10 protein-coding genes are annotated in these 15,115 nt (G+C 43.6%); 6 read left to right on the top strand and 4 right to left on the bottom strand.

All coding sequences use genetic code 11. From position 1 onward, the window contains the following. Positions 1-193 precede the first annotated feature (193 nt). The 6 genes from ACLH1U_RS19820 to ACLH1U_RS19795 are packed head-to-tail and all read left to right on the top strand — an operon-like array spanning position 194 to position 11,272. Positions 194-2,659 (top strand): type I restriction-modification system subunit M, encoded by a 2,466-nt coding sequence (locus ACLH1U_RS19820; protein WP_411299416.1) that lies wholly within the window; start codon positions 194-196, stop codon positions 2,657-2,659. After that, positions 2,656-4,014: a restriction endonuclease subunit S gene (locus ACLH1U_RS19815; protein WP_411299415.1), complete on the top strand. Its 1,359-nt coding sequence runs from the start codon at positions 2,656-2,658 to the stop codon at positions 4,012-4,014. The genes ACLH1U_RS19820 and ACLH1U_RS19815 overlap by 4 nt, the downstream gene beginning before the upstream one ends. Beyond that, positions 4,011-5,444 (top strand): DUF262 domain-containing protein, encoded by a 1,434-nt coding sequence (locus ACLH1U_RS19810; protein ID WP_411299414.1) that lies wholly within the window; start codon positions 4,011-4,013, stop codon positions 5,442-5,444. Before ACLH1U_RS19815 ends, ACLH1U_RS19810 begins: the two co-directional genes overlap by 4 nt. Continuing rightward, positions 5,437-7,467: a DUF262 domain-containing protein gene (locus tag ACLH1U_RS19805; protein WP_411299413.1), complete on the top strand. Its 2,031-nt coding sequence runs from the start codon at positions 5,437-5,439 to the stop codon at positions 7,465-7,467. The genes ACLH1U_RS19810 and ACLH1U_RS19805 overlap by 8 nt, the downstream gene beginning before the upstream one ends. Then, positions 7,464-10,559 (top strand): type I restriction endonuclease subunit R, encoded by a 3,096-nt coding sequence (locus tag ACLH1U_RS19800; protein WP_159191534.1) that lies wholly within the window; start codon positions 7,464-7,466, stop codon positions 10,557-10,559. The genes ACLH1U_RS19805 and ACLH1U_RS19800 overlap by 4 nt, the downstream gene beginning before the upstream one ends. Next, complete coding sequence (locus tag ACLH1U_RS19795; protein WP_411299412.1) at positions 10,559-11,272, top strand: M48 family metallopeptidase; 714 nt, start codon at positions 10,559-10,561, stop codon at positions 11,270-11,272. Before ACLH1U_RS19800 ends, ACLH1U_RS19795 begins: the two co-directional genes overlap by 1 nt. Before the next feature lie 62 nt (positions 11,273-11,334). Here ACLH1U_RS19795 and ACLH1U_RS19790 read toward each other — a convergent pair whose 3' ends face one another. The 4 genes from ACLH1U_RS19790 to ACLH1U_RS19775 all read right to left on the bottom strand — a co-directional run bounded on the left by ACLH1U_RS19790 (position 11,335) and on the right by ACLH1U_RS19775 (position 15,099). Further along, on the bottom strand, positions 11,335-12,816 hold the full coding sequence (locus ACLH1U_RS19790; protein WP_069324785.1) for a type I restriction-modification system subunit M: 1,482 nt from the start codon (positions 12,814-12,816) through the stop codon (positions 11,335-11,337). Between the two features lie 2 nt (positions 12,817-12,818). Next, on the bottom strand, positions 12,819-13,409 hold the full coding sequence (locus ACLH1U_RS19785; protein ID WP_069324784.1) for a restriction endonuclease subunit S: 591 nt from the start codon (positions 13,407-13,409) through the stop codon (positions 12,819-12,821). A gap of 33 nt (positions 13,410-13,442) precedes the next feature. Beyond that, complete coding sequence (locus ACLH1U_RS19780; protein ID WP_158698693.1) at positions 13,443-13,616, bottom strand: hypothetical protein; 174 nt, start codon at positions 13,614-13,616, stop codon at positions 13,443-13,445. Positions 13,617-13,848: 232 nt separating this feature from the next. Further along, complete coding sequence (locus ACLH1U_RS19775) at positions 13,849-15,099, bottom strand: tyrosine-type recombinase/integrase (RefSeq protein WP_183516809.1); 1,251 nt, start codon at positions 15,097-15,099, stop codon at positions 13,849-13,851. Positions 15,100-15,115: the final 16 nt, after the last annotated feature.

The raw sequence follows: 15,115 nt of genomic DNA, 5'->3' as shown, positions 1-15,115 counted from the left end.
TATCAAGCATAAGCTTCCACTCGTAATTCCCTGCTTCAGGGTTGTTACTTTACCTATCAAACCACCGGCATGGTCTCAACGCTTCCAACTTGGTAAACTCTTACCCAATTTCTCACGCGACAGGCAGCATTTCAGCACTGGTGCTTGTTACTCACCCTGTCGCGTTCTCAGTATTGTTTTCACCGGACACCATATGGCTATCAAGAAGAACGAACTTTACTCCTCCCTTTGGGCGAGCTGCGACGAGTTACGTGGCGGAATGGATGCTTCACAGTACAAAGACTATGTGTTGACCCTACTGTTTATGAAGTACGTCTCTGACAAAGCTAAGGGCAACCCTTACGCGATGATTGAAGTGCCGGAAGGTGCAAGTTTCGACGATATGGTTGCTCTCAAAGGCAACAAAGAAATTGGCGAAAAAATTAACAAAACCATCAGATTACTGGCTGAAGCTAATGACCTGAAAGGTGTTATTGACATCGCCGACTTCAATGATGAGGACAAGCTGGGTAAAGGCAAAGAGATGATCGACCGCCTTTCCAAGCTGGTGGCAATCTTCGAAGGGTTGGATCTCTCAGCCAACCGCGTTGATGGAGATGATCTGCTGGGTGATGCCTACGAATATTTAATGCGTCACTTTGCTACAGAGTCAGGTAAATCAAAGGGGCAGTTTTACACCCCGGCAGAGGTGTCACGCATTCTGGCGAAAGTGATTGGCATCAGCAAGCAGACACCACAGGATGCTACCGTTTATGACCCTACCTGTGGTTCAGGGTCACTATTGTTGAAAGCCAGTGACGAAGCCGGTCCGAAAGGACTGACCATTTATGGCCAAGAGATGGATTATGCGACCAGCGCACTGGCACGCATGAACATGATCCTGCATGACAACGCCACCGCTAAAATCTGGAAAGGTAACACCTTAGCCGATCCACATTGGAAGGATGACAACGATAATCTGAAAACCTTCGACTTTGCTGTAGCCAACCCCCCTTTTTCCAACAAAAACTGGACCAGCGGACTGGATGCTGCGAATGATACTTTTGACCGTTTTGTCTGGGGGACCCCACCCGAAAAGAACGGCGACTATGCTTTCCTGTTGCACATCATCAAAAGCCTGAAAAGTACTGGCAAAGGTGCGGTGATCTTACCTCACGGCGTTTTATTCCGTGGTAATGCTGAAGCACGTATTCGTGAAAATCTGCTAAAACAGGGTTACATCAAAGGCATCATTGGCCTGCCCGCTAACTTGTTCTACGGCACGGGTATCCCGGCATGCATTATTGTCATCGATAAAGAAGATGCTCGACTCAGAGCGTTCAATGCTAATGGTGAGAGTCAACAAGGTATCTTTATGATCGATGCCAGTAATGGCTTTATTAAGGATGGCAATAAAAATCGCCTACGCGCCCAGGACATCCATAAAATTGTTGATGTATTTAATCGTGAGCAGGAAATCCCTCGTTTCAGCCGCAAGGTACCGCTGTCAGAAATTGCAGCCAACGACTTCAACCTCAATATCCCTCGCTATATCGACAGCAGCGATCCGGAAGATCTGCACGACCTTTCTAGCCATTTGGCGGGAGGTATTCCCGATCGCGATATTGATGCTCTCAGTGCTTACTGGAAAATTTTCCCGACTTTACGTCAGGATCTGTTCGAACCTGCCCGACCTGGTTACAGCAATGCTCGAGTCGAAGCAAGCGAAGTTAAGAACACCATACTGGCACACCCAGAATTTGCCGCTTTCAGAGCTGGAGCACTGATACCCTTTGAAAAGTGGTTTGCAGGTTGTCAGCTTGAAGAAATTGCTCGTGGAGACTCACCGAAACAGCTGATTGAAGAAATTGGCGAGCGACTCCTCGCTGCTTATACTTCAGAAGCTACTGATGACACTCCGTTGCTCGAGAACTATGCTATCTATCAGTTACTAATGGACTACTGGATGGATGTAATGCAGGACGACGTTTATGTCTTGAGCCAAGATGGCTGGCTTGCTGGCAAAGTAGTACGTGAGCTGGTTGTGGAAAAAGGCGAAAAACTCAAAGAAACGCCAGACTTGGTTATTGGTAAGAAGAAGTATAAGACTGAACTGTTGCCGCCAGCCCTTTTAGTGGCTCGATATTTTGCCACTGAGCAACAAAAGCTAGGCCAACTACAAATTGCTTATGATGAAGCAGTGCAAGAACTGGAAAACTTCATTGAAGAAAACAGCGGCGAAGATGGTTTACTTGCTGATGCAATGAACGACAAAGAGAAAGTGACTGCTGCCAGCATTAAGACGCGACTAAAAATTGCCACTGATAGAGAAGAAAAATCTGTGTTGAAAGCTGTTGAGGCGCTGTTCGATGCTGAAACAAAAACCAAAAAAGCACTTAAAGAAGCACAGGAAAAGCTGGACTTTGCCGTGTTTGCTCATTATCCAAAGCTCACTGATAACGACATAAAAAATCTTCTCGTACATGATAAATGGAAGGTTAGCTTGGTTGAAGCCTTAGAAGCGGAGATTGAACGTGTCACACAGCGACTGACAAATCGTGTAAAAGAGCTGGAAGAGCGCTATAGCGCGGCTCTACCTGACCTTACTAAAAGAGTAACAGAGTTAGAGTCAAAAGTTGTAGCTCATCTCCAAGCTATGGGGCTGGAGTGGATTCAATGATTAATGTAGAAATGACACAGAACGAGAAAAAGATGTCAATTAAACAGGAAACCATTCCGGTTGGTTATAAAAAAACAGATGTGGGGATAATTCCTGAAGATTGGATGGTAATGAATATTGCCAAAACCATGAGATTAGTTAATGGTTATGGGTTCAAACCATCACAATGGAAAAAAGAAGGGTTACCAATAATTAGAATTCAAAACCTTAATGACCCACATGCATCTTGCAATTATTTTCCCGGCAATGTGGATGCAAAATTCCACATAAAAAAGGGTGATTTATTGTTTGCTTGGTCCGGTTCTAAAGGCGTTTCTTTTGGAGCTAGAGTATGGCAAGGTCAAAAAGCAATACTAAATCAGCACATTTTCAAAGTCATCCCTGATGAAAATATTGTTACAGCAGAATTTTCGTATTTAGTACTTTGTAAGGTCCAAGAGCAAGTTGAAAAAATGGCTCATGGATTTAAATCATCTTTTGTTCATGTAAAAAAAGGGGATTTAGAAAATACGCCACTTCCAATTCCGCCAAAGGAAGAACAACAATCTATTGCTAATGTTTTAACTAATACTGATGAGCTGATTACTGCACTTGAGCAGTTAATTTCCAAAAAAAAGGCCATCAAAACCGCCACCATGCAACAATTATTGACCGGACGTACCCGTCTTCCTCAGTTTGCTAAACGACCAAATGGGGCCTTAAAAGGCTGTAAGTCCAGTGAAATTGGAATGATTCCTGAGGATTGGGAAACTGTGGCGATGGGGGACATGGGGACAACATATGGAGGACTGTCAGGGAAAAGTAAGAATGACTTTGGATCAGGGAACAGCTTATACATTCCATTTACTAACATCATGGCAAACGTGATCATAAATGTTAATCTTCTAGATAGGGTTAAAGTTCACGAAATTCAAAACTCAGTTTTGCCCGGAGATCTTTTATTTAACGGCTCTTCAGAAACACCTGAAGAAGTATGTTTTTGTTCTTTGTTATCAGATGAGATTGATAAGTTATATCTTAATAGTTTTTGTTTTGGTTTTAGAGCCAACTCACAACCAAAGTATTTACCGTTATATTTAGCTTATTGGTTTCGTTCTAATGCAGGAAGAACCGCAGTGTCAATGATGGCGCAAGGTTCTACTCGCTATAACATATCAAAAAGCCAATTTTTGACACTAAAGATTGTTATTCCCTCCATACAAGAGCAAACCGCAATTGCTACCATCCTCTCAGATATGGATATTGAACTCGAAGCTCTAGAAAAAAAACTAGCCAAGCTCCGCGATATAAAGCAGGGGATGATGGAGCAACTCCTGACCGGACGTATCCGTTTATCATTGGATCAGCAACCATGAAATATCCCCTTGATAAGACAGTACTGTCGGTCAAGGGTCTATTAAGCCTGACGGATGTAACAATTCCGGCCTATCAGCGCCCTTATAAATGGACGGTAAAAAATATCAGCGAACTGTTTGCGGACATAAACAGTCATCTCGATAAATCGGCCTACCGCTTGGGCTCAGTAGTGTTTCATCAGCCTGAGAGTAATGAAGAACATAGACTGGATATCGTCGATGGTCAGCAACGAACTTTAACATTAATGCTGGCAGTATGGGCCATTATCGAAACCCGACTTGCTGAATTGGAACGTCAGGATTTGCAGGAAGCGCTAACCCAGCTAAAGCCCTCCGTTGAAGGTTTTATGGGACGGCAACGCTTTGCCAGTCAGGTATCGGAATACAATCTGTACCAGAATTATCAGGAGCTAAAACGTAGGGTTAGCCATCGAGAATTCAGCGAGCAACATATTGATTTTCTCCTCAACCGCTGCCAGTTGGTGGTCTTTGTGCTGACTGACCTGTCTGAAGCCTTTCAGTTCTTCGACTCGCAAAATGCCCGAGGGCGAGATCTGGATCCACACGATCTGCTTAAAGCCTTCCATCTACGTGAATTCGCCAGCCATGAGGTAGAACTGAAAGCTACATCCGTTGCTCATTGGGAAGGATTGCCCTGTGATGACCTGGCTAATCTTTTCGCATCTTATCTCTATAGGGTACGTCAATGGTCCCTGGGAAATTCCGCTCGTTTCTTTGGTAAGGATGAAGTCGGCCTATTTAAAGGGATCAATCTTGACGAGATTGGTCAATTCCCTTATGTGGAATCTTTGCGCATGGCTCATCATTTTGTGGATGACTATAACAATCAGTACCAGCGCAAGATTGATGGCCAGAAAATGCGTTTCCCTTTCCATCTCGATCAGATAATTATCAATGGAAGACGCTTTTTCGAAATGGCGGAACACTACCAGCAACAGGTATCGGCAATTATCGCCAGTGAGCATTCCAGCACTCATACTCAAAAGCCGCTAGTGATCCAGGGCGTAGTCCTTGGTGAAATGGCAACTCAGATACTAAGAACGTTAAATAGCTATCGAAATCGCTATCGAACAGGGGATCAATATATACGCACTATGTTTGATTGTGCTCTGATCTTTTATATCGACAAATTTGGTGGGCAGTCGTTATCTGCAGCGATTGAAAAAAGCTTTATCTGGGCCTACAGATGCCGAATCCGACAGCAGGTGGTACAGCTAGCAACTATGGATAAGTACGTGCTGGAAAATAATCTGTTCCGGGTAATCAAAGAAGCCAGAGTACCTGGTGATGTGCTATCTATACCATTACTCACAATTCGGGCTTCAGAAAATAATAATAACCGCCGTACCGGTAACCATGAGCAAGACGAGCTGGTGAGGCTGTTCAAGGAGATGAACTACTATGAGTGATGCAAAGGTAACATCCTTTACGGTCAGATCATTACTGGGTGATGCATCTCGTTACCTTATCCCCATGTACCAGCGTAATTATGCCTGGGGAGAGGGGGAGATCACTCAACTTGTGCAGGACATACTCGACTACCAACAAAAAAGCCTGCATAGCCTATACCCTCAAACTTACTACATCGGTACGTTAGTCGTGTTCACTCGTCCTGATGGGGACGCAGAGATAATCGACGGGCAGCAACGTTTCACTACCCTATCCCTTCTTGCTAACTGGTTAAAAAAACATGCGGGATCCACGCTGGATATGCGCTGGTACCAAGGGATTAACTTAGGGTTTGAGAGCAGACCTAAGTCTGGCGAAACCTTTGCTCGGCTCTGGCAAGGCGTCGAACCACATAAACTGCGGAGCAAGGAATTTAATGAAGGGCTGATCAAAGGCTACGAACTTATTGGCAAGGTTCTACGCGACTTGAAATTAGTTGGTGAGTCATTAACTCATTTTTGTGCCTATCTGTTCGACCATGTACAAATTGCCCGAATAGAAGTGCCTGCTGATACCGACCTCAATCATTTTTTTGAGGTGATGAACAACCGAGGCGAGCAACTTGAAAAACATGAAGTGGTGAAAGCGCGACTGATGGCTGTGCTCAACGAGATAACGGACCAGCAAGCTCGGCAGAGCAGCCTGAACACCCTCTCACGAGTTTGGGATGCTTGCTCCAACATGGAACGTTATGTCCAGTACGGTTTTACACCAGCCGAACGTCATCAATTATTTGGCCAGGAAAATTGGGGGGAATTTGTGCCTGCTGATTTTAATTCTCTAGCTGGCATGCTTATCCCATCGACTTCGGAGCTTGGCACAAGAGAGAACCAAACAAACCGCACACTGGCTGACATTATCAAGTCATCTTCAACCATAAGTGGTGATAGAGGTGAAGAAGATGCAGGTAGCTCAGAGCGTTTTAATAGTGTTATCAACTTCTCCAATTTCCTGCTCCATGTATTGCGTGTCTGTAGCCAAACTGGAAAGGTCAGAGTAGATGTACCGCTTGATGACAAACAATTAATCGAACAGTTCGAACTTCGGTTATTAAAGCAGAATGATCCGGTTAAAACGGTACAGGATTTCGTCTTTGCACTTCTCAAATGCAAATATCTTTTTGATCAGTTCGTGATAAAACGAGAATTCGCAAAGGGTAGCGATGGGTGGAGCCTTAAGCGCCTGCGTTGGTATTCGGAAAAGAGCACCAGCTATACCAATACGTTCAATGAAGATGATGGTAGCTATGTAGACATCAACCGACAGATCTTGATGCTGCTTTCCGCATTTCACGTTTCAACCCCTACTCTGGTTTACAAACACTGGTTGAATGGGGCTTTGTTCTATCTGTTTAATGCCCATTCCGCTGTAAGCCAGATCGAAGCAAGGGAGTATCTCGAATATCTGGAGCATCTTGCCTCCGCATTTGTCTTTCAGAACTTCCTGTCAGAAGAAACGCCAAAATCATATTTTGAGATTATCTACGGTAATGAGCCGCATATCCAACCTGTTGTACTGTCAGATCAGATTCATAAGAAGATGCGCTTTGGTACGATAGCAAACAACTTGGTATTCAATTACCTGGACTACTTACTCTGGTGTCGTGACAGACATAAAGCTGAGGTAGTCAAACGTTTTGAATTTACCTTCCGAAGCTCGGTAGAGCATTTCTATCCTCAGCACCCCATGGATGGCTATAGGACATTACCAGATACATCGTTGCATACCTTCGGTAATCTCAGCCTGATTAGCCACAGCAAGAATTCGCGACTTAGTAATTTCCAGCCAAAACAAAAGCAAGAGCACTTCGAAGCGAGTCTTGAACGGAATGAAATTGATAGTCTGAAACTGCTCGCCATGATCGAGCTGATGAAGAAGAACAATCAGTGGGGGGAAGAAGAAATCGCCACTCACGAAGCGGAAATGCTGGCTGTGTTAACCGGTGCAGGTGGTAGTGATAGCGTATTTAGGGAGGTGTTATGAACAGTGTTGGTCAACGTGAACGCATAACACAAAAACGTGTTATCCAGTTATTCACCGATCATCTCGGTTATCACTATCTTGGTAACTGGCACAAAAGAGAAGACAACCGCAACATCGAGCCTAGCTTAGTTTCAGCCTGGCTATCAAAACGCGGTGTTTCAGAAGTCCTAATCGCCCGAGCATTACGGCAGCTGGATCGAGCCGCAAGCCTCGGTGAAGGTCGTATCCTCTATGATGCAAACAAAGAGGTGTATCGCCTGCTACGCTACGGCGTAAAGGATAAAGAAGGTGCTGGTGAGCAGAATCAAACCGTGTGGTTGGTAGATTGGAAAAATCCAGAAGCCAATGATTTTGCTATAGCTGAAGAAGTAACCTACAACGGCGAAAATAAAAAGCGCCCGGATTTGGTGCTGTATGTTAACGGTATTGCGCTTGGTGTCATTGAGCTAAAACGTTCTACAGTGTCAGTCTCAGAGGGCATCCGCCAAAACCTCGATAATCAGCAAAAAGCCTTTATCCGCAACTTCTTCACTACCATCCAACTGGTGATGGCCGGTAATGATTTAGAAGGGCTTCGCTATGGTGTAATTGAAACGCCGGAGAAATATTACCTTCAATGGAAAGAAGCCGCTGAATCCCCCCACGCCAACATGCTTGATCGTCACCTGGCTCAGATATGTAATAAACAGCGCCTGCTGGAATTGATCCACGACTTTATCGTTTTCGATGCTGGAGTGAAAAAAACCTGCCGTCATAACCAATATTTTGGCGTCACTGCAACGAAACCGTTTATTCAACGCAATGAAGGCGGGATTATCTGGCATACCCAGGGCAGTGGTAAAAGTCTGACTATGGTTTGGCTAGCAAAATGGATCAGAGAAAATATTACCGACAGCCGAGTTTTGATCATTACCGACCGTACAGAACTTGATGAACAGATCGAGAAAGTGTTTAACGGTGTGGAAGAAGAGATCCTTCGCACCAGAAGCGGCGCAGATCTGGTGACTCGCCTGAATCAAACCAAGCCCTGGCTTATATGCTCGTTAGTGCATAAGTTTGGTCGTCAGGAGGAGGAAGACAGAGATGCTGACACGGACGATTTTATCGAACAAATGAAACGAAATATCCCTGCCGATTTTAGCCCGAAGGGAAAATTATTCGTGTTTGTGGATGAGTGCCACCGAACCCAATCCGGCAAATTGCATTCGGCAATGACAAGCATTTTGCCAGATGCACAATTTATCGGTTTCACCGGTACCCCTCTGATGAAGAAAGATAAGAAGAAGTCAGTGGAGGTCTTCGGGCCTTATATCCACACTTATAAATTTGATGAAGCAGTCAATGATGGGGTTGTACTGGACCTGCGCTACGAAGCTCGTGACATCGATCAGCGGGTCAAATCTCAGAAAAAAGTCGACCAGTGGTTTGATGCTAAGACATCTAAACTTTCTCGCCTTGGCCAACAGCAACTCAAGCAGAAATGGGCTTCGATGCAGAAGCTGTTGTCGAGCCGCTCGCGACTGGAACAGATTGTGGCTGACATCCTTCTCGATTTTGAACAAAAGCCACGACTCGCCGACGGCCGCGGTAACGCTATGCTGGTTTGTTCCAGCGTCTATCAGGCCTGCAAATGCTATGAGATGTTTAGTGAAGCTGGTTTTGCCGGTAAATGTGCGATTGTGACGAGCTACCAGCCAAATGCCAGTGAGATTAAAGGCGAGGAGAGCGGTGAAGGACTGACTGAGAAACTGGCCAAGTACAACATCTATCGCAAAATGCTTGCGGAGTATTTTGAACAGCCTGAGGCTGAAGCAGCCAAACGTGTAAGTGATTTTGAAAAAGAGGTCAAACAACGCTTCATTAAAGAACCGGGCCAGATGCGCCTACTGATAGTCGTTGATAAGTTATTAACTGGCTTTGATGCTCCTTCAGCAACTTACCTCTATATCGACAAGAAAATGGCTGATCACAACCTTTTCCAGGCGATATGTCGCGTTAACCGGTTGGATGGTGAAGATAAAGAATACGGCTATATTGTCGACTATAAAGACCTTTTCCGCTCATTGGAAAAAACAGTTCAGGACTACACCGCAGAAGCCTTTGACGGTTACGACAAAGAAGATGTAGCCGGTTTACTGAAAGATCGATTGCAACAGGCAAAAATCGATCTGGATGGTGCTCTGGATGCCGTTCGTACCCTTTGCGAACCAGTAAAAATGCCACGCAATCAACTTGATTATCAGCATTATTTCTGTGGGGAATCAGGGGCGTCGATAGAGCAGTTATCTGAGAAAGAAGCTTTACGTCTGACATTGTATCAATCCGTGGCGAAGCTTATCCGTGCTTTTACCAATCTGGCAGGTGAGCTAACAGATGCTGGTTATAGCGAGCAGGAGGCAAATCAAATCCGCATTGATGTTGAGTTTTATACAAAAGTCCGCAATGAAATCAAAATAGCCAGTGGCGATTTCGTGGACATGAAACAATTCGAGCCAGGTATGCGGCAGATGCTGGATCTTTGGGTGGATGCCGATCCTAGTGAAACCCTTATGGATTTTGAGGAACTAGGACTGCTTGAGTTGATTATTGAACGCGGGGAAGAAGCACTGGATGGACTTCCAGCTGACATGCGTGGCAACCAAGAGGCTATGGCTGAAGCGATTGAAAATAACGTTCGCAGAACCATTGTTGATGAAAACCCAGTCAACCCGAAATACTACGAAAAAATGTCGGTATTGCTTGATGAACTGATCGCACTTCGTCGTCAACAGGCGATCTCCTATCAAGATTATCTGGAGCACGTACGTGAACTAGCGAAGCAGGTTAAACATCCGCAGTCAGGTAGTAAAAGTACTTATCCAGTAAGTATTGATACCCTCGCCAAGAAAGCGTTGTATGACAACCTCGGGCAGGATGAAGTGTTAGTTTTAAAGATAGATACTGCAGTACGTCACACTAAAAAGGCCGACTGGTATGGGGATCGTTTTAAAGAGCGCGAGATCAGCTTTGCTATCGCAGAAGAAATTAAAGGTTATTCAGTGACGGTCGCGGATGTTATGGCTCTGGTGAAGGTACAGAAGGAGTACCGCTGATGCCATTGGTTACCTTTGGTGAGCTCACTCTCGATTTGCAGCGCAAGCCAATCAAAAACTTGCATATCAGCGTACTGCCTCCGGATGGCCGAGTAAGAGTATCAGCTCCCGTCACTCTGTCAGACACAGCTATCAGGATGGCTGTTGTCAGAAGGCTGGTTTGGATTCGACAGCAGCAAGCACAATTTCAGGCTCAGCCGCGCCAGAGTGAACGAGAAATGTGTAGTGGCGAAACACATTACCTTTGGGGAAGAGGATATCGGCTGGATGTAGTTTTAGTAGATAAGCCCGCTGAAGTGAAACTTCAGGGTGGTTGGATACACATGAAAGTACCTCCACATTATGATACGTCCCAGCGGGAAGCTGTTCTCAACCAGTGGTATCGCGGTATTTTAAAACAAAGACTGCCTAAGTTAATGGCAAAATGGCAGCAGGAAATTAAAGTTGAAGCCAGTTATGTTGGCATCAAGCGAATGAAGACTAAATGGGGTAGCTGTAACCCCCAAACCGCACGTATCTGGATCAATCTCGAACTGGTGAAAAAACCTCCTGAATGCCTTGAATTCATTGTGGTTCACGAGCTAGTTCATCTACACGAACGCAAGCACAATGAGCGTTTTATCGGCCTGATGAACAAGTACCTACCGAACTGGCGCGAACACAGAGCTAAGTTGAATAAAATGCCCTTGGCTTATAATCACTGGTCATATTAAAGCCAATATATTCAATTAATAATATTAAAAAAAGCTAGTACCGATAGGTACTAGCCGAACACTTAAAAATGGATATACAATTTCATTTCTTTTTCTAAAGAACGAAGTTCTTCTTGTAATTTCTCTTGTTCATAGATTAAAGAGTATAGATCAATATCTTGAGTTTCCTCTTCACGCTTTACATATCTGGTAATATTAAGATTATAGTCATTACCCTTAATTTCACTAAAGCTGACAACGCGTGAAAGATTTTCCACATCATGTCTTTTATGATAAATATCAGATATTTGTTCAATATTTTCGACGGTTAAATAATTCCGTCCCTTTGATTTTAAGAAAAACATAGTTGAGTCAATAAACAATACATTTGAATCATTTCTATTTTTTTTGAAAATCAAAATCACCGTTGGTATATTAGTTGATAAAAATAAACGTTCAGGAAGACCAATAACAGCATCCAACAGATTCTCTTTAATTAAATTCTCTCTAATCAAAGCTTCACTTGCACCTCGAAATAAAACCCCATGCGGGGCAACAAGTGCCATCCGCCCTGTCTTATCTTTCATAGATGCAATCATATGCAAAATAAATGCATAATCCGCTTTGGATTGTGGTGGAATTCCTAGACCAAACCGACCAAATCTGTCTTTTAATGCCTCTTCATATCCCCAATTGGATACTGAAAATGGTGGGTTTGAAAGTACAACGTCAAACTTTTCTAGTTCGCCTTTAGAGTCATGAAATTTAGGATCCAGCAGGACGTCGCCCCATTTTATGCTACAGGAGTACACACCATGTAAAAACATATTAATACAAGCAACATTCCATGATGACTTCAATATCTCTTGGCCATATAATTTATAATCCTGAAACTGATTACGATATGCTATTTCTTGCATAGCTCTTAATAAAAGTGAGCCAGTGCCGCATGCTGGATCATAAATCGAATCACCTGGAACGGGTGTAACCAACTTAGATAACAATACCGAGACGCCATATGGCGTATAAAAACCACCACCTCTTAGACCTGCATCAGATGCAACTTTCTCAAATAAAAAACCACATATTGCCTTTATTCTATCATGGCCATTATTGTAACTATTAAATTGAAAGACTTTAGAATTGAGGGCATGCATTAACTCACTTAAAAAAGCCTCTCTCTCTTTACGAGGTCCAAGCTTGTCAGATGTAAAGTCTATATCTCTAAAGACATCTCTTTCACATTTGTAAAATTTCTGAAAAATAACTTCATCATAATAGCTGAGTGCCGTATTAATCCTTTCACCTATCCCTCTATCATTAACACCTGAATATATATAATTGAAACTCATATCCTCAGGGGTATTAGACAACAGCACCTTTAATTTCAAGTCATCATCAACCACTTTATCTTCATGGATATCACATATTAAATCAGATACATACTTTAGAAATAACAAAGAAAGCATGTAATCAAGAAACTGTATAGAATCCAAACTTCCTTTGTAAACACTGAATATGTCCCAAACTACATTTTTAATTTCTTTATCATCAACTGTTGACATAGTTAATTACCTTCTTTAAGCAGTTTGAAGCAAATATTGAGGTAGAGTAAGTTACCATTATTGATAATCTTCCTATGAATATCCCTTTGCTTTTCCCAGTTATTTTTTATTCTAACGACATTATTTTGAACCTCTATAGGAGGCAATTTAATCTCCATATCAGAAAGGGTTTTCAAGCTAACTTTAGTGATGTTAGTCCCCTCACTCATCCTGTTAAAATAATCCTGACCTAAAGGTGAATTAATGTACCATTGTAAATAATCTGGTAAAACATCATTCTCTTTGCATTTAATTATTGCGTTTTGATTACTTGTAACACTAGGTAGTTTTTTTGAACCCGTAAACATTCCAGCTGCAAAAACTGGCCCCCTCAAGCGTAAAAGAATGTCCCCGGCCTGGAGATAGTGTTTTTTAGGGTCAACCGGAGGAGATACTCTGGCAAGTTCATCCATACGCAAAAGCCCTTCTGTATCAATATCTTTCGTCTGTATTAAATAACACTTACCATCATCGCCAAGGTCTTTTATAGCCGTTTTAAACGGCATCCCTAAACGGATGTCTGCAATTTCTTCCAATCTAACGATAACGCTCATAGGCTTTTAGGGGAGAAGCCTCTCCCCTCTCCATTAGTTAGTTTTTAAAGTGATTGATTGCTTGATGTTCGTATCACCCGAGTGAACTTCCAAGTCCATTTGAAATGATAAGGCAGGCACAACGTATAAAAGTATTGCTAAAGGCGCCATACGGAGTCTTTTTGCAGTTGCATTTAACAGAGTAGGCTGGTATTTTTTAGTATTCATATTTTTCATTCCTCTTCGATTAGCGATTTCTATCAGAGTAATGAGAGTGAACTGTAGCCCCACTACATGGACACTCCCCTATCGTCGTAGGTAGCGTACTACCTAGCGATAGGGTAAATATACGTATGTGCACTCAATATTGCAAGAAGTACATAGCCTACTACGTGAGTAATTGTTCCAGTTACATACCGAAATACGAGTAAAGTCACTGTTTTAATTGAACAATTTTTTTTTAGTTTTTTCGAAAATTAAACGGTTCTTCTCTGCTTTCTCGATTGGCATCCAAAAAATCAGCCCACCACTGCAACATCAACCTTCTTTCTCCCAGATGTTCAGCCTTATGGATATAAGCCGCCCGCACAGAGTTACGTTCCTGGTGGCTCATTTGCCGCTCCACTGCATCCCTCGACCACAATCCTGATTCAATCAGAGAACTGCAAGCCATCGTCCTGAAACCATGCCCACACACTTCCATTTTCGTGTCATAGCCCATCACTCGCAAAGCCTTGTTCACCGTATTCTCACTCATGGGTTTACGCGGATCGTGATCACCTACAAAAATAAGCTCTCGGTTCCCATTCATTCTTTTGATCTTTTCCAGAATAGCTAAGGCCTGACTCGATAAGGGAACAAGATGGGGCGTCCGCATCTTTGAACCACGTTGAGAATGTTTAACACCTTCCAGTGGTTCACGCTCACCAGGAATCGTCCACATGGCCGTTTCAAAGTCTACTTCTGACCAACGGGCAAAACGCAGCTCACTTGAACGGATGAAGACCAACAAAGTCAGTTCAACAGCCAATCGAGTTAAGGGTCTGCCAGAATAGTGATCTATGCGATGAAGTAATTCTGGAATACGGTTCAGTTCAAGAGCAGCACGATGCTGTCTTTTCGCCGTAGCAACCGCACCGGCAATCTCTTGAGCGGGGTTGTAGTCGATTAACCCACTCTGCACAGCAAAGCGCATAATCGCGGTAGTACGCTGTTGTAAACGGGCGGCGACTTCAAGGCGTCCGGATGACTCGACTGCTTTGATGGGTACAAGTAGGTCTCGCGTTTTCAGTTCTGCAATGTTCCGCTTACCAATGGCAGCAAAGAGATTATCTTCGAGACTTTTTAATACACGAGCGCTATGCGATGCAGACCACTTTTGATTGCTGGCGTGCCAGTCTCTGGCTACCACTTCAAACGTTATTGCCTCTTGCTCCTGCTCTACCTTAACGACTTTCTTATTCTCACTGGGATCGACACTATTAGCTAACAGCTTACGGGCTTCATCCCTGCGTGCTCTGGCATCCGCCAACGAAACCTCAGGGTATTTCCCCAGCGCCAGCATCTTCTCTTTACCACCGAAGCGATAACGCAGTCGCCAATATTTGGAACCGTTAGGGTGAACCAGCAATACCATGCCGTCGCCATCAGTAAGTTTATAGGCTTTTGCTTCAGGCTTAGCCGAACGAACCTTCACATCACTCAGAGCCATGATGAGTATCCTTTCA

Source organism: Klebsiella sp. 1SOBk5mer (assembly GCF_046603115.1).
Lineage (GTDB): Bacteria > Pseudomonadota > Gammaproteobacteria > Enterobacterales > Enterobacteriaceae > Klebsiella > Klebsiella quasipneumoniae.
This window is presented reverse-complemented; position numbering and strand designations above follow the sequence as displayed.